This window comes from Sphingomonas sp. (genome assembly GCF_013816785.1).
Classification (GTDB): Bacteria; Pseudomonadota; Alphaproteobacteria; order Sphingomonadales; family Sphingomonadaceae; genus Sphingomicrobium.
The window spans coordinates 1-20,543 of sequence record NZ_JACDDV010000040.1; the positions used below are offsets into that span (position 1 = coordinate 1).

The following is a 20,543-nucleotide window of genomic DNA, read 5'->3' on the forward strand; positions in this document are numbered from 1 at the left end:
CGCCACGATCTGGCCCGGGGCTGTCGTCTGCGATGCCAGTTCAACCGTTGGCAATGGCTGCCGTTCTTCGAGGCCTATTTCTCCAACTTCATCGAAGGCACCGAATTTACGGTCGAAGAAGCCGCCGAAATCGTCTTCGAAGGCGTCATCCCACAGGATCGGCCCGCCGACGCGCACGATGTCCTGGGGACGTTCAGGGTCGTTTCCGATCTGGCGCACCTGAAAGTGCTTCCGTCTGACTTCACTGGTTTCCGGAATCTGCTGCGCCGGCGTCATGCGACGGTGATGGAAGCGCGGGAGGACAAAGCGCCTGGCGCATTCAAAGACAAGGTGAACCGCGCCAGCAACACGGTGTTCGTCGCGCCCGAGCTGGTCGAGGGCACGCTGGAGCGCGGTTTCGCATTTCTTCAAGCACTGGACGACCCATTCCAGCGGGCCGTCTATATGATGGTCCTGGTCAGCGAGGTGCATCCGTTCGCCGATGGGAACGGCCGGATCGCGCGGATCATGATGAACGCCGAACTTGTGGCGCACGATCAAGAGCGCATCATCATCCCGACCGCCTACCGGACTGATTATCTGGGAGCACTCAGGGCGTTCTCGCACAACGGCCATACCGACCCGCTGATCCGGATGCTCGATGTCGCTCAGTCCTACACCCACCAGATCGACTGGGGCACGCTGGAGCGGGCGCGCGCCGTTCTCGCCGCGACCAATGCGTTCGATGGAGCCGCCGACGCCAAGCTCAAATTGCGTTAGGGGCAGGGTGGCGGACGAGGGCTGAGGGATGAAGGTTGATTTGGCAATCTTAGGCGCGCCCAACTTTTTGTGGGCTGCCTTCAACGCCTTAAAAACTTACACAAAAGCTTGCACATTTTTCACTTGTCGGAAAAATAAAAGTCTGTTATCAATTACTTACGGAAGTCTCGTCCCACTCAAAATCGAGTGTCGAAAGACGTGTCCGTTCGAGTCGGACCGGGGGCACCAGTTCCGATCGCCTGAACCTGACTTTAGATCTGGCCGCCGCGGTGCGGCATTCCCGGAGGACGAATTGGACGACGCTTTGTTGATGGCCGACGCCGATGCGCGCGCGGCGCACTATCTGGATAGTGTCGCGACGCGGCGGGTCTTCCCCGACCAGCAGGCGCTGGCGGCGCTTCGCGAGTTTGAAGAGGAATTACCGGTCTCGGGATATGCAGGGAAATCGACCTTGGCGCTGCTCGACACTGTCGGCTCGGCCGCGGCCGTTGTTTCCAACGGTCCGCGCTATTTCGGCTTTGTCGTTGGTGCCGCTCTCCCCGCTGGAGCGGCCGCCGAGCGCCTGATGCTGGCGTGGGATCAATGCGCATCGTCCTTTAACAACTCGCCAGTCGCGGCGACCGTCGAAAAGGTCGCTGCGCGCTGGATCCTGGAAATTCTCGACCTGCCACGCGAGGGCGCGGTGGGCTTCGGCACCAGCGCGACGGCCTGCGCCATCGCTTGCCTGTCTGCGGCGCGGCGCACTCTGCTTGCCCGTTGCGGTTGGGATTTCGATCGTGACGGGCTGAGCGGCGCACCCGAAATCAAGGCGGTCGTGTCGGACTTGGCCCACATCACGGTCATCAAGGCACTGCGCATACTGGGTTTTGGCACGGCGCGTCTTCTGATCGCCCCGACCGACGACCATGGACGCATCGATCCGGCGCAAATGCCGCCGCTCGACGACCGCACTATCCTGTGCCTGCAGGCTGGCGAAGTGAATACGGGGGAGTTCGACCCGTTCACCGCGCTCATTCCCCGCGTCCGGGCGGCTGGTGCATGGGTGCACGTCGACGGCGCGTTCGGCCTGTGGGCGCGGGCATCGTCCCAGCGCCCGCCGACCGAGGGAGTCGAGGACGCCGACAGCTGGACGGTCGACGGCCACAAGTGGCTCAACACGCCTTATGATGGGGCGATGGCAATCTGCCGCGATGGCGATGCACTGGCGCAGGCCATGAATAGCGATGCGGCTTATGCCACGGCGTCAAAGGACGCGCAGAAAAATTTGACGCTCGAATTCTCCCGCCGTGCTCGCGGGATCCCCATCTGGGCGGCGCTGAGGAGTCTCGGCCGCGAAGGCGTTGGCGAGATGGTCGACCGCCATTGCCGTCAGGCGCGCGAACTCGCCGAACGCCTACGAGGCGCCGGCTACGAAATCCTCAACCGGGTGGTGATCAATCAGGTGCTCGTCCGCGCTGACAGCGACGAACAGACCATCGCCATCCGCGAAGCCGCGCAAGCGTTGGGCGAAGCCTGGTTCGGGCCAACCGTTTGGCAGGGGAGGCCCGCCTTCCGCCTGAGCGTTAGCTCGTGGCGCACGAGGGACGAGGACATCGAGGCCCTCGCTGCGATGCTTTGCAGGTTAAAAAAAGCGTAACTCCGCGCCGAAGCAACCTCGTACTTGCGATTAGACGGTCTCTCAGGTTCGGTTGCGTTGCGTCTATTGTTGCACAACGGCTGGCGGCCCCCCGCAGCGGTGATACAGTCGCCGGATGGACGTACACGCGGCGGCAACGGGCGATTCGCACGAACATGAGACGGAGGCGCTCCAGGTCAAGCGCGTTCGGCTGCTCGCCTCGCTGACGCTGATCGGCGGGATCGGGCTGCTGCTCGCCCTGCCGTTCGCGCTTAGGGCGGGGGCCGAGTTTTTCCTGCCGGTGACGGCTGCGCTGGTGATTGCCATCGCGCTGGTGCCGGTGCTCGAATGGTTCGAGCGCCGCGGCGTGCCCCCGAAGCTTTCCGCGGCGCTGTGTGTGCTGGTGTTCCTGGCGGTGTCGATCTTCGCCCTGGCGGCGATTATCATTCCGGCGATCGACTGGGTCGCGCTGATCCCGAAGCGCATTCACCGAGTCACCGATGCGCTGGCGCCGCTGCTCGACCTTTATTCAAGCCTGCAGAAGTTCATCGACCGCACCGCCTCGCAAATCGCGATCAGTGCTGACAAGACCCGCACCGTGAGGCTCGAAACCCCCAATTCGATGCTCGACCTGGTGACCGCGTCGGCGCCGCATGCCGCAGTGCAATTGTTCTTCGCGCTGCTGGTAATCTTTTTTTTCCTCGCCGGCTGGACCGGGATGCGCAAACGCACGATCGTCAGCCGGGGCAGCTTCGAAGGCGCGCTGACCACCGCCCGCGTCATCCAGCAGGTCGTCGCCGCGACGTCGACCTACATCGGCACGATCACCATCATCAATATCACGCTTGGCGCCATCACCGCGGCGATCCTGTGGGCGCTGGGGATGGACAGCCCGCTGATGTGGGGCGGCATCGTCGCCGTGTTGAATTACATCCCCTATTTGGGGCCGATCGCGGCCGCGCTGCTCCTGGCGTTCGGCGGCCTGATGACGTTCGTCGACCCTTGGGCGGCGGTCCTGCCCCCGGTGATCTTCATCTCGCTCCACCTGATCGAGGCCAACGCCATTACGCCGATGATCGTGGGGAAGCGGATCGAGGTGAATCCGCTGCTGATCCTCGTCTCTCTGTCCTTCTGGGCTTGGGTATGGGGCACCACCGGGGCGCTGCTGGCGGTGCCGTTGCTGATCATTTTCAAGACCATCTTCACCGCCGCGGGGGTGCCCGACATTGCCGGATTCCTGTTCGAGGACGGCACGCTGACCCATGTCGGGGAAGAGGAAGATCGACAGGACTCGACCTTGGTCGTTTCAGGTGAATCACCTGAAATAGGAACCAAGGTTTAAACCATTGATTTGACCCTGATTCACATCATCGGCGAAGCGCAAAGCGCCGCCATCTTGGACGATCGCGCGCAAGGCTTGTTGACAGCTTAGGGGGGCTGACCTAGTTGGCCGCCCACCGCTTAGCGGGTGTAGCTCAGTTGGTTAGAGCGCCGGCCTGTCACGCCGGAGGTCGCGGGTTCAAGTCCCGTCACTCGCGCCATTTTTTCGCTCGCGTGCAGCAATGGCCTAAATTTCACCAAAGCTGCGCGCGCGCGCCGGCCGGCGGGTTTGCAGCCTCATTTGATTCGGGTCAGATTGGCCGTGAACGACGTGTGCCAGCTTCTTCCCCCATCTACGGACCGCGAGATCCGATAATTGTGGGTGTCCGGTCCCGTAATGGTCCATACTCCACGGACCAGCGTTGCGCGGCCGTTGATCGGTTCCAGCCCATTAAATTCGAGCTTGCCATCCCGCATTTCACCGATCTGCGGGGCATCTTCCATCCGCCCCACCTCGCTGTCGACGTAATTCTGGCTCCATTGGCGGGCGACCGGATCGTACAGCATAAGGTTCAGCGCTTCCCAATGACTGCCCGCTCCGTCAGCCTCTATTTGCTCTAGCGCTGCCTTGCCGTTCCATACCGGAGTGGTGCGTTTGGTTCCTGTCATAGTTATGAATTCATTGGGTTTGTCGATGGGATTTTTGAAGATTTTAATGTCGGTTCGCCAAGTGCCGAAGCTAAAATCCATGTCGTGCGATCCGTCTCGCGCCACGGGTGCCTTAGGACTCTTGGCGAGGGCCGGGGCAGGAATCAAAGCCGCGCCCAGCGCCAACACAAACCCCAAATATTTATTTCGCAAGTCTACCTCCTCATCGATTTAAACGGGACCAGTTTCCCCATAGGCGGAGTATCCGGGTTTCTGCCGACCTGTGGAGGGTCACTTTTCACAAAATCCTTGGTCGATTTGCGCAAAGTGGCACAATGAACCGATGGATTTTCTATTTGAGCTGAACCTCCCAACTGCGCCGGAAGGGTCGCGCGATGTGTCGGGCACCTTGTATCGCGAGCTCAAGGCCGCGATCATCAATGGGCGTTTGGTGCCTGGCATCCGTTTGCCGTCGACCAGGAAAGCCCCGGCGATCCTGCACGTCTCCCGCAATACGGCACAAGACGTCTACGAACGGCTCGCCCATGATGGATTGGTGAGCGCGCGTCGCGGTTCAGGAACATATGTTGCGAGCCCAGACTATCCGGTCCGGCCCTCCGGAAAAGCAGCCCAGAACAATGAAAGAGACCATCGGCTGCGGGATTTCTGGTTACGCAACGATGTCGCGTCCGCCCTCGGCTTCTGGCACGAAATATCGGAGCCGTCGCTCCCTTCGCGCATCGACCTACGCCCGGCGCTGATCGATCCCAAGCTATTCCCGTTTGCGATATTCCGGCAGGGAATGGCTAAACAGCTACGCCTTCTCGAGACGCGGCCTTCGTCCTTCAAGAGCCCACAGGGAAATCAGGGTAGTTTTCAGCTTCGTCACTGCATTGCCGAACACATTGCGCTGACCCGGGCGGTCGCCTGCCATCACGATGATGTGCTGGTTACGTCGGGCGCACAGCAGGCGTTCGACTTGATCGCCCGGACCTTGGTCGAGCCGGGAAAGACGATCGTTGCGGTCGAAGACCCGGGCTATCCGCCCATGCGGGTCGCATTCATGGCCGCCGGTGCCGAGCTGGTGCCCGTGCCGGTGGATGAGGAAGGCATTATAGTCGATGCCATTCCCCCCGGTGCGGGCATTATTTGTGTGTGCCCATCGCATCAATTTCCACTTGGAATGTCGACGTCGCCGGCGCGTCGCAGGGCGCTCATCGAACTGGCAAGATCGCGCGGAGCGGTCATCGTCGAGGACGATTATGATGGCGAATTTCGCTACGATGGCTCGCCCATCCAAGCCCTTCGGACCGAAGCCTCCAACGATGTCATCTTCTACGTCGGTACCTTTTCCAAATGCATGCTCCCTTCCCTTCGGCTAGGTTTCATCGTCCCTCCGCCATGGGCGTTGCGTAGTCTTATCGCAGCCAAAAACTGCATAGATTGGCATTGCCCGGTTCCAATCCAAATGTCCGTCGCGGCATTTATCAGGGACGGCCATCTGGCGCGCCATGTGAGGCGGATGCGACGCATTTACCGCGGACGGCGCGACCTGTTGTTAAGGTTGATGGGCGGCAATCTGGCTCAGTGGTTCCGCCCAATCCCATCCTATTATGGAATGCATGTTACCGCTCTTGCCGAAGACATCGACTGCGAGGCTATCAGTGCGCAGCTTGCCGGTCGGGGCGTGCAGCTTCATTCATTGCACCGCTATCATTTGGGTACGGAGCGCCGCAACGGCTTGGTCTTCGGTTATGGTACCGCAAACGAGGAGCATCTTCGCCAGGTCCTGCACGATCTTCGCGAACTGGCGGGACGATTTTAGCCACCGCGATTTGAATGCGCCTTTGGCAACCGAGCTATCGCGCCGTCGAAGTGTCCGGCGTTGGCTCTTGCGTGTTTCCGAAGGCGCGCTCACCCTCCCCCGATCCGCCCAGCGCGAACTTGAGATTATCCGACGCTTCGACCCGATCGACATAGGGGGTCACCTTGACCTTCTCGACCGCCGCACGCGCCTGGGCGGTGAAATGCAGCTGTACCCGACCGCCCTGTTCGGTGACCTTGGCGCCCGCCGCTTCGAGCGCCGCCACCGCACCTTCGATCCTTACCGGCACGGCCAGGTGCGGCGCGCTGAGCGCGGCCGTGCGGAGCAATGCCGGGCTCGCTTCGCGGCCCGACCAGCGCTGGCCGAATGCCGCCGGCCGGCCCCAGTTGCCGGCCCAGCGATAGAAGATATGCGCACCCTCGATGCCGGTCTTGACCAGGCTGGAGGCCCAATAGGGGACGACATAGTTGGCGTGATAATGAGTCGCCTGTCCCGCCGGAGCGTAAACTGCGCCCGAGAGCATGGCGCTGGCGATCGATCGCGCGCGATTCCACAGCGCCGGTACCGGCAGCCGCGCCATCGACCCGTCGCAGGTAAAGGTGAACTGGCATCCGGTGGCCCGTGTCGAGCCGTCATAGACGACACCGCAGACACTGCTCGGAAAGGCGGGATGGCGGACGCGGTTAAGGATGACCTGAGCCACTGCGCGCTGACCGTCGGCGCTTTCCTGCCCGGCCTCGTAATAGAGGGCGCTGGTCAGGCATTCGAGCGCACGGTCGCGGTTTTCGGACGAGGCTTTGCCGAGGATGAACGGCGCGGCCGCTGCGCCGGGCGAACCGGCCACGGGAATCTGGGCGTTGACCTGAAGCGCGGTGGCGGGATCGAGCGGGCGCACGGCCATCGGCGGCGGAGCGGGCGGCGCCGCCACATCGGGAGCTTGAAAACCCGGTAGTAGCGGAGCCGCCCCGCTGACCCCGGCGAGCGCCAGCAGTGCGGCGACGCCGATCGCCGAGAGGGCAACCGTTTCGCGCGGGTGGGTCCGCCAGGGCATCAAAGGCCGCAAGGTGTGCGTTTGCATCATGGGAAGAGGTGATTTGGCGGGGCAATACAGCATTTTCAATCAACCGTCGATGAACGGCCCCGATCAGTCGCCGAACCGGCCAGTTTCCATCCACTGCAGGACAGGCTTCAACGGCAGAATCCAGCCGATTCCGGCGACCAAATAAAAAATCGCCTGGGCGAGTATCGGCCAGCGCCCAACTTGCTCCGACAAGGACGCGACCAGGACGGCCCACACCGCGATCAAGGCGAGGATCCCGAAGATTCCGGCGGGCTTGCGCCATGACGGCTGGTTCATGAGAACATCTCCAGCCCAGATGGCGAGGCAAAGCCATCAAGCGGCACATCCCACGGATCGGCGGGTAAGGCGAAATCGAGGCGCTGCATTTCCCATCCGATTCCGATCAACGTCGCGCCGTTCGTTCGAAGTGCCGGCAGGGCGCGGTCGTAATGGCCGCCACCCTGGCCAAGCCGGTTGCCGACCGGGTCGACCGCAAGGAGAGGGACAAAGACCAGCTCGGGAATGACAGCTATCGCCTGAGGCGGCGGCTGGACCCCGCCGACCGGGCAATCCTCGGCGCACAGGCCCGACCGAAAGGTCATCTGCGCAGTGGCGTCGGTGAATGCGGGATAGGCGGTCGACGGGCAGTCGTGGCGACTTGTCACCAGCCTGGGATCGATCTCACTACCAACCGGAGAATAGATGGCGAAACAGCGGGCCTGGCTGGCTAGGGGCCAGATCACAACGGCCAACGCCCGCTCTCGCGTTTCACGTTCGCTGCTGTCGAGGCTGGCGACATAGGACTTGCGGGCCCTGCGCATGGCCGCACGCAGTTCGACCTTGCTCATCTTGGGGGAAAGTGACGGGACCACCTTGGCCGTTTGCCTGAAATCCTCTGACGCCACAAACGTCAGGTGGGAACCATATACCCGGACCAGGATCCGGACAGGGACAGTCCCCTAGGATATTTAATCGCCTCAGGGATGTTCATAAGCTCGTACGAGGCAGTACCCGTCTCGCCCTATTTAAGCGTCGCGGCCCGATTGCTCAAGGGCGTCGGCGATCGATTCGAGACGCTCAGCCATGCGGTCGGCGCGCTCGGCCAGCGCCGGGTCGAGCGCCTTGGGCAATTCGACCTCGCGGCCGTCGACGATCTGGTCGGCGAGGAGCAATGCGGCGAACAGCAGCTGGCGCGATTCGCTTAGCGTGCCAAGCCCCGACAGGGCCTCGCGGCTCTTCACGTCGACCAGCGCGCCGGCGGCGTGAAGGTTATCCTCCTCGCCGTTGCGGCATGCCACGCGATAGGGTCGTCCGGCGATGATCAGCTCTACCTCGGCCATCAGCGCGCCGTCTCGCGGATCAGATCGTCGAGCTCGGTCAGCACGGCCGAAACCTTATGCCGCAACGCATTGTCCTGGCCGCGGTGCATCGCGCCGCGCTCGATCGAGCGCTCGATGCGCAGCAGGGCGCGCTCGGCGCGGTCCAGGGCTTGGTCGAGGGGAGCGGTGTCCATCACGCTACCGCTAAGCAGAATGAAAGCGCGCCGCAAGCGGTGCGGACAGGTTGACGATACACGGTCCAGCGACAATAGGCACCAAACCAGCGGCCAGCCGAGTCCCGAAGCGGCCGACCCTTTGGAGATCTCATGGCCACGCAACGCCGACTCGCCAACGCCATCCGCGCCCTGGCGATGGATGCGGTCGAAGCCGCCAATTCGGGTCATCCGGGCATGCCGATGGGCATGGCCGACGCCGCGACCGCGCTGTTCACCCGGCATTTGAAGTACGACCCGGCCGACCCCAAATGGCCCGACCGCGACCGCTTCATCCTGTCGGCGGGCCATGGATCGATGTTGATCTATGCGCTGTTGCACCTCACCGGCTATGCCAAGCCGACGATCGACGACATCCGCAATTTCCGCCAACTCGGCAGTCCCTGCGCGGGCCATCCCGAAAATTTCGAGCTGCCGGGCATCGAATGCACCACCGGCCCGCTTGGCCAGGGATTGGCGATGGCGGTCGGCTTCGCGGTGGCCGAGCGGCATCTGAACGCGGTTTATGGCGACGATCTGGTCGACCATCGCACCTTTGTCATCGCCGGCGACGGCGACCTGATGGAAGGCGTCAACCACGAGGCAGCGGGGCTGGCCGGGCACCTGAAGCTTGGCCGGCTGATCGTCATGTGGGACGACAACAAGATCACCATCGACGGGCCGACCGACCTCAGCCGCAACGAGGATGTCGTCGCTCGCTTCGACGCTATGGGTTGGCACACGGTCGAATGCGACGGGATGGACAGCGGCAAGGTGTCGAAGGCGATCGACGAAGCGACCGCCGACACGCGCCCCTCGCTGATCCGGTGCAAGACGATCATCGGTTATGGCGCCCCCAACAAGCAGGGAACGGCGGCGACCCATGGCTCGCCGCTCGGCCCCGACGAGGTTGCGGCGGCGCGCAAGGAACTTGGCTGGACCGATCCGCCCTTTGTCATACCCGAAGACGTCGCCAAGGGATGGCGTGATGTCGGCGCCCGCGGAAACAAGGCGCGCGCCGAATGGCAGCGCCGGCTCGAGGCGAGCGGCAAGAAGGACGAATTTCTGGCACGAATGACCGGCAAGCTGTCAGATAAATGGTTGCAACCGTTGCTGGACAAGCTGATCGCCGATCCGCCCAAGGTGGCCACCCGCAAGGCATCGGAGATGGCGCTGGAATGCATCAACGCCGCGATTCCTGCAACGATCGGCGGTTCGGCCGACCTGACTCCGTCGAACAACACCAAGACCAAGGATATCGGCCCGCTCGACGCAAGCAATTATGGCGGGCGCTACATTCATTACGGCATTCGTGAGTTCGGCATGGCGGCGGCGATGAACGGCATGGCGCTGCACGGGGGGGTGCAGCCCTACGGCGGCACCTTCCTAGTGTTCAGCGACTATAGCCGCAACGCCATCCGCCTGGGATCGTTGCAGCACGCCAAGGTGGTCCATGTCATGACACATGACTCGATCGGGCTGGGCGAGGACGGGCCGACGCACCAGCCGATCGAGCATTTGCAGAGCCTTCGGACGATCCCCGGCTTGCGCGTCTATCGCCCGGCCGACGCGGTCGAGACGGCGGAGTGCTGGGCGGCGGCACTGGCCAACGACGGGCCGAGCCTGCTCGCCCTGTCGCGCCAGAATCTGCGGCCGGTGCGGACCAAGGCTGCAAAAGAGAATCTGTCGGCCCGGGGCGCGTATCGGCTCAAGGTCGCCGAGGCGCCGCGCAAGGTCATCCTTATCGCCACTGGCAGCGAGATCGAGATTGCGCTCGATACCGCCGTCGCTCTCGAAGCGCGGGGCATCGGTGCCGATGTCGTGTCGATGCCGTGTACCGAGGCATTCGACCAGCAGGACGCAGCCTACCGCGAAAGCATCCTGCCCGACGTGTCGAACCGCGAGATTTTGCGGGTGTCGATCGAGGCCGGGACGACCTTCGGGTGGGAGCGCTATGTCGGGCTGCATGGCCTGAAGATCGGCATCGACCGCTTCGGCGCGTCGGGGCCGGCGCCCGCCCTCTACGACCATTTCGGACTGACCGCAGCCAAGATTACGGAGCGCGTGATCGCGCAGCTCGAACAAAGGGAAATTGCATGACCAAGATTGCCATCAATGGTTTCGGCCGCATCGGCCGGCTCGTCGCTCGCGCCATCCTCGAGCGCGACGACCACGGGCTGGAGCTGGTCGCGATCAATGATTTGGCCGATGCCAAGGCCAACGCGATGCTGTTCAAGCGCGACAGCGTCCATGGAAAATTTCCGGGCGAGGTCAGCGCCGAGGGCGACGCGATGATTGTCAACGGCAAGCGCATCAAGGTCACCGCCGAGCGAGATCCGGCCAAACTGCCGCACAAGGAGCTGGGCGTCGACATTGCGCTCGAGTGCACCGGCTTCTTCACCGACAAGGAGGGCGGGCAGAAGCATCTCGATGCCGGTGCCAAGCGGGTGCTCATCTCGGCCCCGGCAAAGGGCGCCGACCTGACCGTCGTCTTCGGCGTCAACCACGACAAGCTGACCGCCGACCACAAGATCGTGTCGAACGCGTCGTGCACGACCAATTGCCTGGCGCCGGTGGCCAAGGTGCTCAACGACCTGGTCGGGATCGAACGCGGCCTGATGACCACCATCCACGCCTATACCAACGACCAGAAGATCCTCGACCAGATCCACGGCGATCCGCGCCGCGCGCGCGCCGCGGGTATGTCGATCATCCCGACCACCACCGGCGCCGCCCGCGCGGTCGGCGAGGTGCTGCCCGAACTGAAGGGCAAGCTCGACGGGGCGGCGGTGCGGGTGCCGACGCCCAATGTTAGCCTGATCGACCTGACCTTCACGCCGGGGCGCGATACCAGCGTCGAGGAAATCAACGGCGCGCTGAAGAAGGCTGGCGAAAGCGGGCCGTTGAAGGGCATCCTTGCCTACACCGACGAGCCGCTGGTCTCGATCGACCTCAACCATGACGCGGCAAGCTCCACCGTCGACAGCCTGGAAACCGCGGTGCTGGAGGGCAAGCTGGTCCGCGTCGTCAGCTGGTACGACAATGAATGGGGCTTTTCGAACCGCATGGTCGATACGGCCGGGGCGATGGCCAAATTGATTTAGCTCGGATGAGCGCATTCAAGACTCTCGACGACCTGCCGGACGACCTCACCGGCAAGCGGGTGCTAGTGCGCGTCGATCTAAACGTGCCGATGGCCGGCGCTTCGGTGACCGATGATACGCGGCTTAGGGCGCTGCTGCCGACCGTGCTTGAGCTGAGCGACAAAGGCTCGATCGTGCTGCTGCTGTCGCATTTCGGACGGCCCAAAGGCGAAACGCGGCCCGACATGTCGACCGCGCAGCTGGTGCGGCCGTTGACCCGTCTGGCCGGCCGGTCGGTGCGATTTGTCGAGGATTGTCAGGGTCCGCAGGCGGAGCGAGCGATCACGACAATGCTGCCCGGTAACATCGGCATCCTCGAAAATACGCGCTTTCACGCTGGCGAAGAGCAAAATGACGCCGAATTGGCGCGCGGCATGGCGGCGCTTGGCGACTTCTACGTCAACGATGCCTTTTCGACCGCTCACCGCGCCCATTCGTCGACCGAGGGCATAGCCCATCTGCTGCCGAGCTACGCTGGGCGCACGATGGAGGCCGAGCTTGGTGCATTGGAAAAGGCCTTGGGCAATCCCGGGCGTCCCGTCGCGGCGGTGGTGGGGGGCGCTAAGGTCTCGACCAAGCTCGCGGTGCTCGGGCATCTGGTCAGCAAGGTCGATCATCTGATCATCGGCGGCGGCATGGCCAACACCTTCCTCGCGGCACGCGGAGTCGCTGTCGGCAAGTCGCTGTGCGAGCATGATTTGACTGGCGAGGCTGAGGCGATCTTTGAACGCGCCGAAGCGGCCGGGTGCACCATCCATCTGCCCTACGATGTGGTCGTGGCCAAAGAATTCGCGCCCAATCCGCCCAGCCTGCGCACCTGCAACGTCCATGAAGTTGCGCCTGACGAGATGATCCTCGACGTCGGTCCTGCCGCGGTCGAGGCGCTCGCCGATGCGATCAAAAATTGCCGTACGCTCGTCTGGAACGGCCCGCTCGGCGCGTTCGAGACTCCGCCGTTCGACGCTGCCACGGTGGCGCTGGCCCGGATCGCCGCGGCGCTCACTCAGGATGGCAGCCTTATTTCGGTCGCCGGGGGCGGGGACACGGTTGCCGCGCTCAATCACGCTGGAGTCGCGGCCGATTTCACCTTCGTTTCGACTGCTGGCGGCGCCTTCCTCGAATGGATGGAGGGGCGTGCCTTGCCAGGCGTCGCCGCGCTTTCTCGCTAACATGATAATATAGGAAAGTCCGTGATGAACCAGTCCGAGATGACGTCAAAAATTGCCCAAGGCCGGGGTTTCATTGCCGCGCTCGACCAATCTGGCGGGTCCACGCCCAAGGCGCTCGCTGGGTACGGTATCGAGGGCGGCGCCTGGTCGACCGACGAGGAAATGTTCGACCTGATCCATCAAATGCGCGCGCGGATCATTACTTCGCCCTGCTTCACCGGCGAGAAAGTGATCGGCGCCATCCTTTTCGAGCGGACGATGGACGGGATGGTAGACGGCATGCCCACCCCCGGCGCGTTGACGGCGCGGGGAATCGTGCCGTTTATCAAAATCGACAAAGGCCTGGAAGACGAGACCGACGGCGTCCAGCTGATGAAGCCTATTTCAGGCCTCGACGACCTGCTCATCCGGGCCAAGGGTCTCGGCGTTTTCGGAACCAAGGAACGGTCGGTCATCAATCTCGCCAACCGCGACGGCATCGCCCAAGTGGTGGCCCAGCAGTTCCAGATTGCGCGGCAGGTTCTGGCCCAGGGCATGATGCCGATCATCGAGCCCGAGGTGAACATCAACAGCCCCGAGCGGGCCGGGGCCGATGCCTTGCTGCGTGATGCGATCCTGGCCGAACTGGACCGCTTGCCCGAAGGCCAGCAAGTGATGCTGAAGCTTTCGATTCCGGCCGAGGCGGGCCTGTTCAATGGACTGGTGGCCCATCCCAAAGTGCTGAAGGTTGTCGCGCTGTCGGGTGGTTTCAGCCGCGCCGACGCCTGCGCCGGACTGGCCAGGAACAAGGGCATGATCGCCAGTTTCAGCCGCGCGCTGCTGTCGGAGCTGAGTCACGCCATGAGCGACGCGCAATTCGACCGGACGCTGGGAACTGCCATCGATGAGATTTACACGGCGTCGGTGGCCTAGCGCGAGTAGGTGAAGGTGAAGGTGAAGCGATAAGCGTTCCGATCGAGCGAGCCGATAGTGCCCTTCGCGGGTGTGACCCTCACCAGCGTCAATGTTCCGCCGTAGACGCTGACAGACTGGCCTAGCGTCAAGTCGAGCCGCATCTCTTCACCACCGTCGGGCGAACCGATGCCTGTCTGAAGTACGACGCGGCCCGCCCACACGCATTGCACGCTTGCGGGGCAACGACTGTCTTCCAACACATCGAGCGGTCGCAGACGCAGCCCGTTGACGATGGCGGGCTGACCAAGGCCCGCGGTCGGTCCGGGTGTTGAAGCGGGCTGCGGCGTGGCGTCGCAGGCGGCGAGCGCGAGCGCAGCGACGATGAGGCGGACAGCTTTCATTGGACGCAGCCTGTCCGCGCGCTAATGAGCGCGCCATGAACGAAGACGATGTCGACCTGACCGCATTTCGCCCTCCTTCGCGGACCCAGCCCTGCGAGCTTTACCTAATCAGTCCGCAACAGGTTGGCGGAGCGTTCCCCGACCGGTTGACGGCGGCACTGTCGGGCGGGCCGGTCGCCGCGTTTCAACTGCGCGTGAAAGACCTCGACCCGCATGAGCTGGCGCGCCTCGCCGAGCCACTGCAGCGGATTTGCGCCGATGCCGATGTCGCGTTCATCGTCAACGACAGCGTCAGCCTGGCCAAGCGACTGGGAGCGGATGGGGTTCATCTCGGCCAGAGCGACGGCGAGATTCGGGAGGCCCGGGCGATCCTGGGGCCGGCGGTGCAGATCGGCCGCACATGCCACGACAGCCGCCACCTGGCGATGGAGGCGGGGGAAGCGGGGGCCGACTATGTCGCCTTCGGGGCCTTTTACGAAACCACCACCAAACCGAGCGATTATCGACCCGAACCAGCGTTGCTGTCGTGGTGGTCGAGCCTGTTCGAAATTCCCTGCGTCGCGATCGGCGGGATCACACCAGCCAACGCCGCGCCGCTCATCGCTGGCGGGGCCGACTTCGTGGCCGTGTGCCAGGCAGTATGGGGGGCGGACGATCCGGGGGGTGAAGTCGCCAAATTCGAGGCGTTGTTCGCGGCCTAAACGAGATGACGCGGAAACAAGCGGCGCGCGCCGCGTTCCTCGGCTAACCATCCAAGGAGTCTGCCCAGTGTCGCGTGTTCCCCTCATCCCTATCTTGTCGCTAGGCCTCATCCTCGCCGCCGCCGCGGGCGCCCAATCCGGTCCGGCCACACCGCCCGCCAAATCCGCAAAGCCAGCGTGGGTCGCACCAGGGACCCCGGGAAGCCCGATCGACGGCACCATCTTCCATGCCCAGGTGTTGCTCGACGTCTCCGGTTTCCCCACGGGAGTGATCGATGGCAAGAAGGGGATGGTGTTCAAGAAGGCGATTCAGGGCTTTCAGCAATCGCGCGACCTGCCAATCAGCGGCGAACTCGACGGTCCGACCCGCCAGGCGCTGATGGCGCAGCACCGGCCGTCGACGATCATGGTCAAACTGGCGCCCGAACAGGTCGCCGGCCCCTTCGTCTACCCCTTCCCCAAGAAGCCCGAAGCCCAGGCAGCGCTGCCGGCCATGTCTTATCGCAACATGTTGGAGAAGGTTGCCGAAAGCTATCATACAACGCCCGATACGATCGTCGCGCTCAATGGCCCGACCGCATTGATTGGCCCCGGCCAGACGCTCCGCCTGCCCAATATCTTGCCCGCCTCACTCGACTATTCGGGCGACCTCAAGCCCGAGTATAAGGCGGTCATGGCCGGCCTCAACGTGGATGGGGCGCCGGCACTGGGTCAGTCGATTGTCGTCGACAAGTCCGAAGGCGTGCTCAAGGTCCTGGGCGAGGGCGATCGGCTGGTCGCGCAATTTCCGGTGACGATGGGGTCCGGCCACGACCCCCTCCCGCTCGGCACCTGGAAGGTAACGACCTATGCATATATGCCGCCGTTCCACTACCAGCCGGAATTGTTCTGGGACGTCGACGACGGCAAGTCCGAGCAAAAGCTCAAACCGGGCCCCAACGGTCCGGTCGGGGTTGCTTGGTTGGATCTCACCAAGGAGCATTACGGAATCCACGGGACGCCGAGCCCCGAAACTATCGGCCGAGCCGAGAGCCATGGCTGTATACGCATGACCAATTGGGACGTGCTCAGGCTATCGCGAATGCTCAAGCCTGGCTTCAAGGCCGTGTTCCAGGCATAACCGCCGTCGATGGCGACTCTTTTCAATCGGCTGGGCTGGATCGTGGTCGTCGTGGTCTTGGTCAGCGCGTTCTGGATTTTTTACTTTGGGATCACCGGCGGCGGGCCATCGCGCGAGGTCACGACCTCGGGCGACAAGGTGACGGTCGATCCCAAGGGCGCGCCCGCGGTGACGGTCGCCGAAGGAGTTACCGTTGGTCCGGCCGGACTGGCGATCCCGGTGACGAGCATCAGGCCGGCGGCGCTAGTCGATACCTTTACCCAGGCGAGGGCGGGCGGGGCGCGGATTCACGACGCCATCGACATCATGGCGGCCGAGGGAACGCCAGTGATCGCCGCCGCGCCGGGGACGGTCGAAAAGCTGTTTTTCTCGAACGGTGGCGGCGGGACCAGTGTATATGTCCGCTCCGCCGATGGCCGCTGGACTTATTATTATGCCCATCTCAGCGCTTATGCGCCGGGGCTGCACGAGGGCCAGCAAGTGCTGCGCGGCGCCCCGGTCGGCTATGTTGGGCACACTGGAAATGCGTCGCCCGACGGGCCGCACCTCCATTTCGCGATCAACCGCATGAACCCCGGCGAGAAATGGTATCAGGGCGCGCCGATCAATCCCTATCCGCTGCTTGCCGGAAAGCCCGTCTCGCGCTAGGCGCTCGCGCGGCTCATTCAACCTGTTCAAGCATATAGGCGGATCACCATGAAGATCAGCGGCGTCGACATTCGTCCCGGTAACATCATCGAATATGAAGGCGGCATCTGGCGCGCGGTGAAGATTCAACACACCCAGCCGGGCAAGGGTGGCGCCTATATGCAGGTTGAGCTCAAAAACCTTATCGACGGGCGCAAGAACAACGTCCGCTTCCGCTCGGCCGAGACGGTGGAGCGCATTCGCCTCGACACCACCGACTTCCAGTTCCTATTCTCTGACGGCGACATGCTGACCTTCATGGACAAGGCCACCTACGAGCAGATCAGCCTGCCGCGCGACCTTCTCGGTGACGCCGCCGCGTTCCTCCAGGACGGAATGGACGTGGTCATGGAATTGTATGACGAGCGCCCGATCTCGGTCCAGCTGCCCGACACGATCGAGGCCATGATTGTCGAGGCGGACGCGGTGGTCAAAGGTCAGACCGCTTCGTCCAGCTACAAACCCGCGATCCTTGACAATGGCGTCCGGGTGATGGTCCCGCCGCACATCGGGGCAGGGACCAAGATCGTCGTCGACGTCTATGAGCAGACCTACGTCAAGCGAGCCGACTGATGGTTTCCCATTCCGGCCTGATTACCGTCATGCAGCGCGCCGCGCGCAAAGCGGCTCCGCGTATTCGCCGCGACTATAATGAAGTCGAGCAGCTGCAGGTGTCGAAGAAGGGGCCGGCCGATTTCGTCTCGATGGCCGATAAGCGCGCCGAACAGACGCTGATCGAGGAGCTGCAATATGCCCGCCCCGATTGGGCGTTGCTGACCGAGGAGTCAGGCCTGATCGAAGGCGATCCAAGCAAGCCGCGCTGGATCGTCGACCCGATCGACGGGACAACCAATTTCCTCCACGGCCTACCGCATTTCGCGATTTCGATCGCGGTCGAGGACAAGAAGCCCGACGGCACGCCGGAGATTACCCAAGGATTGGTCTATCAACCGCTGACCGACGAGGCCTATTGGGCCGAGAAAGGGCGCGGCGCCTGGCTTAACGAGCGCCGGCTGCGAGTATCGTCGCGGCGGCACCTCGACCTCGCGCTGATCGGCACGGGAATGCCGCACTTCGGCCGCGGCGACGTTGCTACCTGGTCGCGCATTTACGGCGCGATCGCCCCCGAAGTGTGCGGCATCCGGCGAATGGGCGCCGCCAGTTTGGATTTCGCCTGGGTCGCCGCGGGCCGCCTCGACGGCTTTTGGGAAGACGATCTCGACCCGTGGGACAGTGCCGCGGGCATCCTGCTGGTCAAGGAAGCGGGCGGCTTCGTCAGCGATTATCGCGGCCAGGACCGGATGTTCGAGCGCCGCCAATATCTCGCCGCTAACAGCGATTTGCATAGCAAGCTGCACAAGCTGCTCGCGGGGTCGCTGCGCTAGGGCCTTTTCGGTGAAATTAGCGCCGCCGAAGCTTGCCCGGCGAGGGGCGGCGTCCTAGAGAGCCGCCAGTCATTTCGCTCACCGGGAGTCCCGTCTTGGCCAGTGTCGCCGCCGGTTACCTGCCGATCCTGCTGTTCCTCGCGGTCGCGCTGGCGCTGTCGGGGGCGTTCGTCGTGCTGCCGATGATCATCAGCCGGCTCACCGGCACGCATCAGCCGAACCCCGAGAAGCTCAGTGAATATGAATGCGGCTTTCCTGCCTTCGAAGACAGCCGAGCGCAGTTCGACGTGCGTTTCTACCTGGTCGCGATCCTGTTCATCGTGTTCGATCTCGAAGCGGCCTTCCTCTACCCCTGGGCGGTGTCGCTGATGGGCACCGGTTGGGCCGGATGGGGCGCGATGATGATCTTCATCGCCGAACTGGCCCTCGGCCTAGCTTATGCGTGGAAGAAGGGGGCGCTCGAATGGGAGTGACCGCGTCGACCCGTGATCCCACGGTGACCTATAATTCGGGCGACTTTCAACCGCTTGACCTGTCGCCAGAGGAGCAGGCCAAATTCGAGGCGATGCGCGCGGAATTGGACGAGAAGGGCTTCCTCGTCGCCTCGCTCGACGATCTCGTCACCTGGGCGCGGACCGGCAGCCTGTGGTGGATGACCTTTGGCCTCGCCTGCTGCGCGGTCGAGATGATTCATGTCAACATGCCGCGCTACGACCTCGAGCGGTTCGGCGTGGCCCCGCGCGCATCCCCGCGCCAGTCGGACGTGATGATCGTCGCCGGCACGCTGTGCAACAAGATGGCCCCCGCGCTGCGTAAGGTCTACGACCAGATGAGCGAGCCCAAATACGTCATCTCGATGGGCAGCTGCGCCAACGGTGGCGGCTATTATCATTATAGCTACTCGGTAGTGCGCGGGTGCGACCGGATCGTGCCGGTCGACATTTATGTCCCCGGCTGCCCCCCGACCGCCGAGGCCTTGCTCTACGGCATCCTCCAGCTGCAGCGTAAAATCCGCCGTACCGGGACGATCGACCGGTGATGAACCACCTGCCTCGGATCAAGGATCGGGAAGGGTTCGTCGATGCCTTTAAGGCTGCGGTCGGCGACGCTTGTGTTGCGCACAAGGAGTTGGTCGGGGAACTGACGTTTACCATCGCGCGGGAGGGTATCGTCGAGGCATCCCGGAACCTGCGTGACCGCTTCGGCTATCAGCAGCTGATGGAAATCGCCGGCGTCGACTATCCCGAGAAGCCCGAGCGGTTCGAGGTCAATTATCATTTCCTCTCGGTGACCGAGAACCACCGCGTCCGCCTCAAGGTCACCACCGACGAGGAAATGCCGGTGCCAAGCTTGACCGGATTGTGGCCGGTCGCCGGCTGGCTCGAGCGCGAGGTGTTCGACCTTTACGGCGTCGGCTTCGCGGGCAATTCCGACCTTCGCCGGATTCTCACCGATTACGGTTTCGAGGGCCATCCGTTGCGCAAGGATTTTCCGCAGACCGGCTATGTCGAATTGCGCTATTCCGAAGCGGAGAAGCGGGTCGTCTACGAGCCGGTCGAACTGCCTCAGGATTTCCGCACATTCGACTTTTTGATGCCATGGGAAGGCGCCGAATATCGCCTGCCGGGCGACGAGAAGGCCGTGGGCGAAGCGCCCGGCGCGCCGAGCCCGGTGCCGGCCCCGGGTGGCACCGGCAAGCCCAACCCCAAGACATCGGCCGAGACGCCCAAAACCACCGACACGCGCTCGCAGACGGGCGCGGGAGCTCCCGGTGACGCTCAGGCGCATAAGGAAGCGCGAAAGCCTGCCCCAGCCAAGCGGTCGAACGCGGGCGGCAAGGCCACCGACAAGGCCGAACCTAAGCCAGGGAAGAAGCAGTGACGACGCATGTCGATGTCATGGTCGGCGCAGCACCGGGCCAGCAGCCTGCACCCGGCAGCCCGCTGTCCGGCACTGGCGATAAGCCCACGGCGGGGGACGAGACGATCAAGAATTTCACGATCAACTTCGGCCCCCAGCATCCCGCCGCGCACGGCGTACTGCGTCTGATCATGGAATTGGACGGCGAAATCGTCGAGCGGGTCGATCCTCACATCGGCCTGCTCCACCGCGGCACCGAGAAACTGATCGAGTATAAGACCTACGCCCAAGCGCTGCCTTACTTCGACCGGCTCGATTACTGCTCGCCGATGTGCATGGAGCATAGCTACGTGCTCGCGGTCGAGAAGCTCCTGGGGCTCGAGGTGCCACTGCGCGCGCAGTACATCCGGGTGCTGATGGCGGAA

General features: G+C 63.4%; 23 protein-coding genes, 1 tRNA gene and 1 pseudogene. 18 read left to right on the forward strand and 7 right to left on the reverse strand.

Annotated features, from left to right (window positions below; all coding sequences use genetic code 11):
* The 4 genes from H0W65_RS08935 to H0W65_RS08950 form a co-directional block, all read left to right on the forward strand.
* Positions 1-759 (forward strand): Fic family protein (locus tag H0W65_RS08935; RefSeq protein WP_294006629.1); only part of this gene is annotated, 759 nt, incomplete at its 5' end.
* 292 nt (positions 760-1,051) lie between these two features.
* Positions 1,052-2,395 carry a pyridoxal-dependent decarboxylase gene (locus H0W65_RS08940; RefSeq protein ID WP_294006632.1) on the forward strand — a complete coding sequence of 448 codons (1,344 nt, stop codon included), beginning with the start codon at positions 1,052-1,054 and terminating at the stop codon, positions 2,393-2,395.
* Between the two features lie 115 nt (positions 2,396-2,510).
* Positions 2,511-3,716, forward strand: coding sequence for an AI-2E family transporter (locus H0W65_RS08945; protein ID WP_294006635.1), 1,206 nt, complete (start codon positions 2,511-2,513; stop codon positions 3,714-3,716).
* A 122-nt stretch (positions 3,717-3,838) separates the two neighbouring features.
* A tRNA-Asp gene (locus H0W65_RS08950) sits at positions 3,839-3,915 on the forward strand.
* Between the two features lie 76 nt (positions 3,916-3,991).
* Here the strand turns inward: H0W65_RS08950 and H0W65_RS08955 are convergent.
* Positions 3,992-4,540, reverse strand: coding sequence for a hypothetical protein (locus H0W65_RS08955; protein ID WP_294006638.1), 549 nt, complete (start codon positions 4,538-4,540; stop codon positions 3,992-3,994).
* 145 nt (positions 4,541-4,685) lie between these two features.
* Here H0W65_RS08955 and H0W65_RS08960 point away from each other — a divergent pair, with 145 nt between their 5' ends.
* The gene (locus tag H0W65_RS08960) at positions 4,686-6,167 is read left to right on the forward strand and encodes a PLP-dependent aminotransferase family protein (protein WP_294006641.1); all 1,482 of its coding nucleotides are present in this window, start codon (positions 4,686-4,688) and stop codon (positions 6,165-6,167) included.
* Positions 6,168-6,201: 34 nt separating this feature from the next.
* On the opposite strand, the gene H0W65_RS08965 is transcribed toward H0W65_RS08960, so the two are convergent.
* The 5 genes from H0W65_RS08965 to H0W65_RS08985 form a co-directional block, all read right to left on the reverse strand.
* The gene (locus tag H0W65_RS08965) at positions 6,202-7,218 is read right to left on the reverse strand and encodes a cell wall hydrolase (RefSeq protein WP_294006644.1); all 1,017 of its coding nucleotides are present in this window, start codon (positions 7,216-7,218) and stop codon (positions 6,202-6,204) included.
* Positions 7,219-7,311: 93 nt separating this feature from the next.
* A complete protein-coding gene (locus tag H0W65_RS08970) occupies positions 7,312-7,524 on the reverse strand; it encodes a DUF2842 domain-containing protein (RefSeq protein WP_294006647.1) in 213 nt (70 codons plus the stop codon).
* On the reverse strand, positions 7,521-8,075 hold the full coding sequence (locus tag H0W65_RS08975; protein WP_294006649.1) for a 5-formyltetrahydrofolate cyclo-ligase: 555 nt from the start codon (positions 8,073-8,075) through the stop codon (positions 7,521-7,523). The genes H0W65_RS08970 and H0W65_RS08975 overlap by 4 nt, the downstream gene beginning before the upstream one ends.
* A 177-nt stretch (positions 8,076-8,252) precedes the next feature.
* Positions 8,253-8,567: a cell division protein ZapA gene (locus H0W65_RS08980; protein WP_294006652.1), complete on the reverse strand. Its 315-nt coding sequence runs from the start codon at positions 8,565-8,567 to the stop codon at positions 8,253-8,255.
* Positions 8,567-8,740 carry a hypothetical protein gene (locus H0W65_RS08985; protein WP_294006654.1) on the reverse strand — a complete coding sequence of 58 codons (174 nt, stop codon included), beginning with the start codon at positions 8,738-8,740 and terminating at the stop codon, positions 8,567-8,569. Before H0W65_RS08985 ends, H0W65_RS08980 begins: the two co-directional genes overlap by 1 nt.
* A gap of 132 nt (positions 8,741-8,872) precedes the next feature.
* Here H0W65_RS08985 and tkt point away from each other — a divergent pair, with 132 nt between their 5' ends.
* The 4 genes from tkt to H0W65_RS09005 are packed head-to-tail and all read left to right on the forward strand — an operon-like array spanning position 8,873 to position 13,982.
* Positions 8,873-10,858: a transketolase gene (gene tkt / locus H0W65_RS08990; protein WP_294006656.1), complete on the forward strand. Its 1,986-nt coding sequence runs from the start codon at positions 8,873-8,875 to the stop codon at positions 10,856-10,858.
* Complete coding sequence (gene gap, locus H0W65_RS08995; protein ID WP_294006658.1) at positions 10,855-11,862, forward strand: type I glyceraldehyde-3-phosphate dehydrogenase; 1,008 nt, start codon at positions 10,855-10,857, stop codon at positions 11,860-11,862. The genes tkt and gap overlap by 4 nt, the downstream gene beginning before the upstream one ends.
* 5 nt (positions 11,863-11,867) lie before the next feature.
* A complete protein-coding gene (gene pgk / locus H0W65_RS09000) occupies positions 11,868-13,070 on the forward strand; it encodes a phosphoglycerate kinase (protein ID WP_294006661.1) in 1,203 nt (400 codons plus the stop codon).
* Positions 13,071-13,094: 24 nt separating this feature from the next.
* Positions 13,095-13,982, forward strand: a complete 888-nt coding sequence (locus tag H0W65_RS09005; RefSeq protein WP_294006663.1) for a fructose bisphosphate aldolase — start codon at positions 13,095-13,097, stop codon at positions 13,980-13,982.
* Here H0W65_RS09005 and H0W65_RS09010 read toward each other — a convergent pair.
* Positions 13,979-14,365, reverse strand: a complete 387-nt coding sequence (locus H0W65_RS09010) for a hypothetical protein (RefSeq protein WP_294006665.1) — start codon at positions 14,363-14,365, stop codon at positions 13,979-13,981. The genes H0W65_RS09005 and H0W65_RS09010 overlap by 4 nt on opposite strands.
* A 35-nt stretch (positions 14,366-14,400) precedes the next feature.
* Here H0W65_RS09010 and thiE point away from each other — a divergent pair, with 35 nt between their 5' ends.
* From thiE to H0W65_RS09055, 9 genes and pseudogenes are all read left to right on the forward strand, one after another.
* Positions 14,401-15,066, forward strand: a complete 666-nt coding sequence (gene thiE, locus H0W65_RS09015; RefSeq protein WP_294006668.1) for a thiamine phosphate synthase — start codon at positions 14,401-14,403, stop codon at positions 15,064-15,066.
* A gap of 67 nt (positions 15,067-15,133) precedes the next feature.
* Positions 15,134-16,186, forward strand: coding sequence for a L,D-transpeptidase (locus H0W65_RS09020; RefSeq protein WP_294006670.1), 1,053 nt, complete (start codon positions 15,134-15,136; stop codon positions 16,184-16,186).
* A 9-nt stretch (positions 16,187-16,195) separates the two neighbouring features.
* A complete protein-coding gene (locus H0W65_RS09025) occupies positions 16,196-16,834 on the forward strand; it encodes a M23 family metallopeptidase (RefSeq protein WP_294006672.1) in 639 nt (212 codons plus the stop codon).
* 48 nt (positions 16,835-16,882) lie between these two features.
* On the forward strand, positions 16,883-17,446 hold the full coding sequence (efp, locus tag H0W65_RS09030) for an elongation factor P (protein WP_294006674.1): 564 nt from the start codon (positions 16,883-16,885) through the stop codon (positions 17,444-17,446).
* Positions 17,446-18,258 (forward strand): inositol monophosphatase family protein, encoded by an 813-nt coding sequence (locus H0W65_RS09035; RefSeq protein WP_294006676.1) that lies wholly within the window; start codon positions 17,446-17,448, stop codon positions 18,256-18,258. Before efp ends, H0W65_RS09035 begins: the two co-directional genes overlap by 1 nt.
* 95 nt (positions 18,259-18,353) lie before the next feature.
* On the forward strand, positions 18,354-18,731 hold the full coding sequence (gene ndhC / locus H0W65_RS09040; protein WP_294006679.1) for an NADH-quinone oxidoreductase subunit A: 378 nt from the start codon (positions 18,354-18,356) through the stop codon (positions 18,729-18,731).
* 92 nt (positions 18,732-18,823) lie between these two features.
* Positions 18,824-19,297, forward strand: coding sequence for an NADH-quinone oxidoreductase subunit B family protein (locus H0W65_RS09045; RefSeq protein ID WP_294006684.1), 474 nt, complete (start codon positions 18,824-18,826; stop codon positions 19,295-19,297).
* Positions 19,297-20,139: an NADH-quinone oxidoreductase subunit C gene (locus H0W65_RS09050; RefSeq protein WP_294006682.1), complete on the forward strand. Its 843-nt coding sequence runs from the start codon at positions 19,297-19,299 to the stop codon at positions 20,137-20,139. Before H0W65_RS09045 ends, H0W65_RS09050 begins: the two co-directional genes overlap by 1 nt.
* A gap of 62 nt (positions 20,140-20,201) precedes the next feature.
* Positions 20,202-20,543: pseudogene (locus H0W65_RS09055) on the forward strand (NADH-quinone oxidoreductase subunit D); the annotation flags it as partial.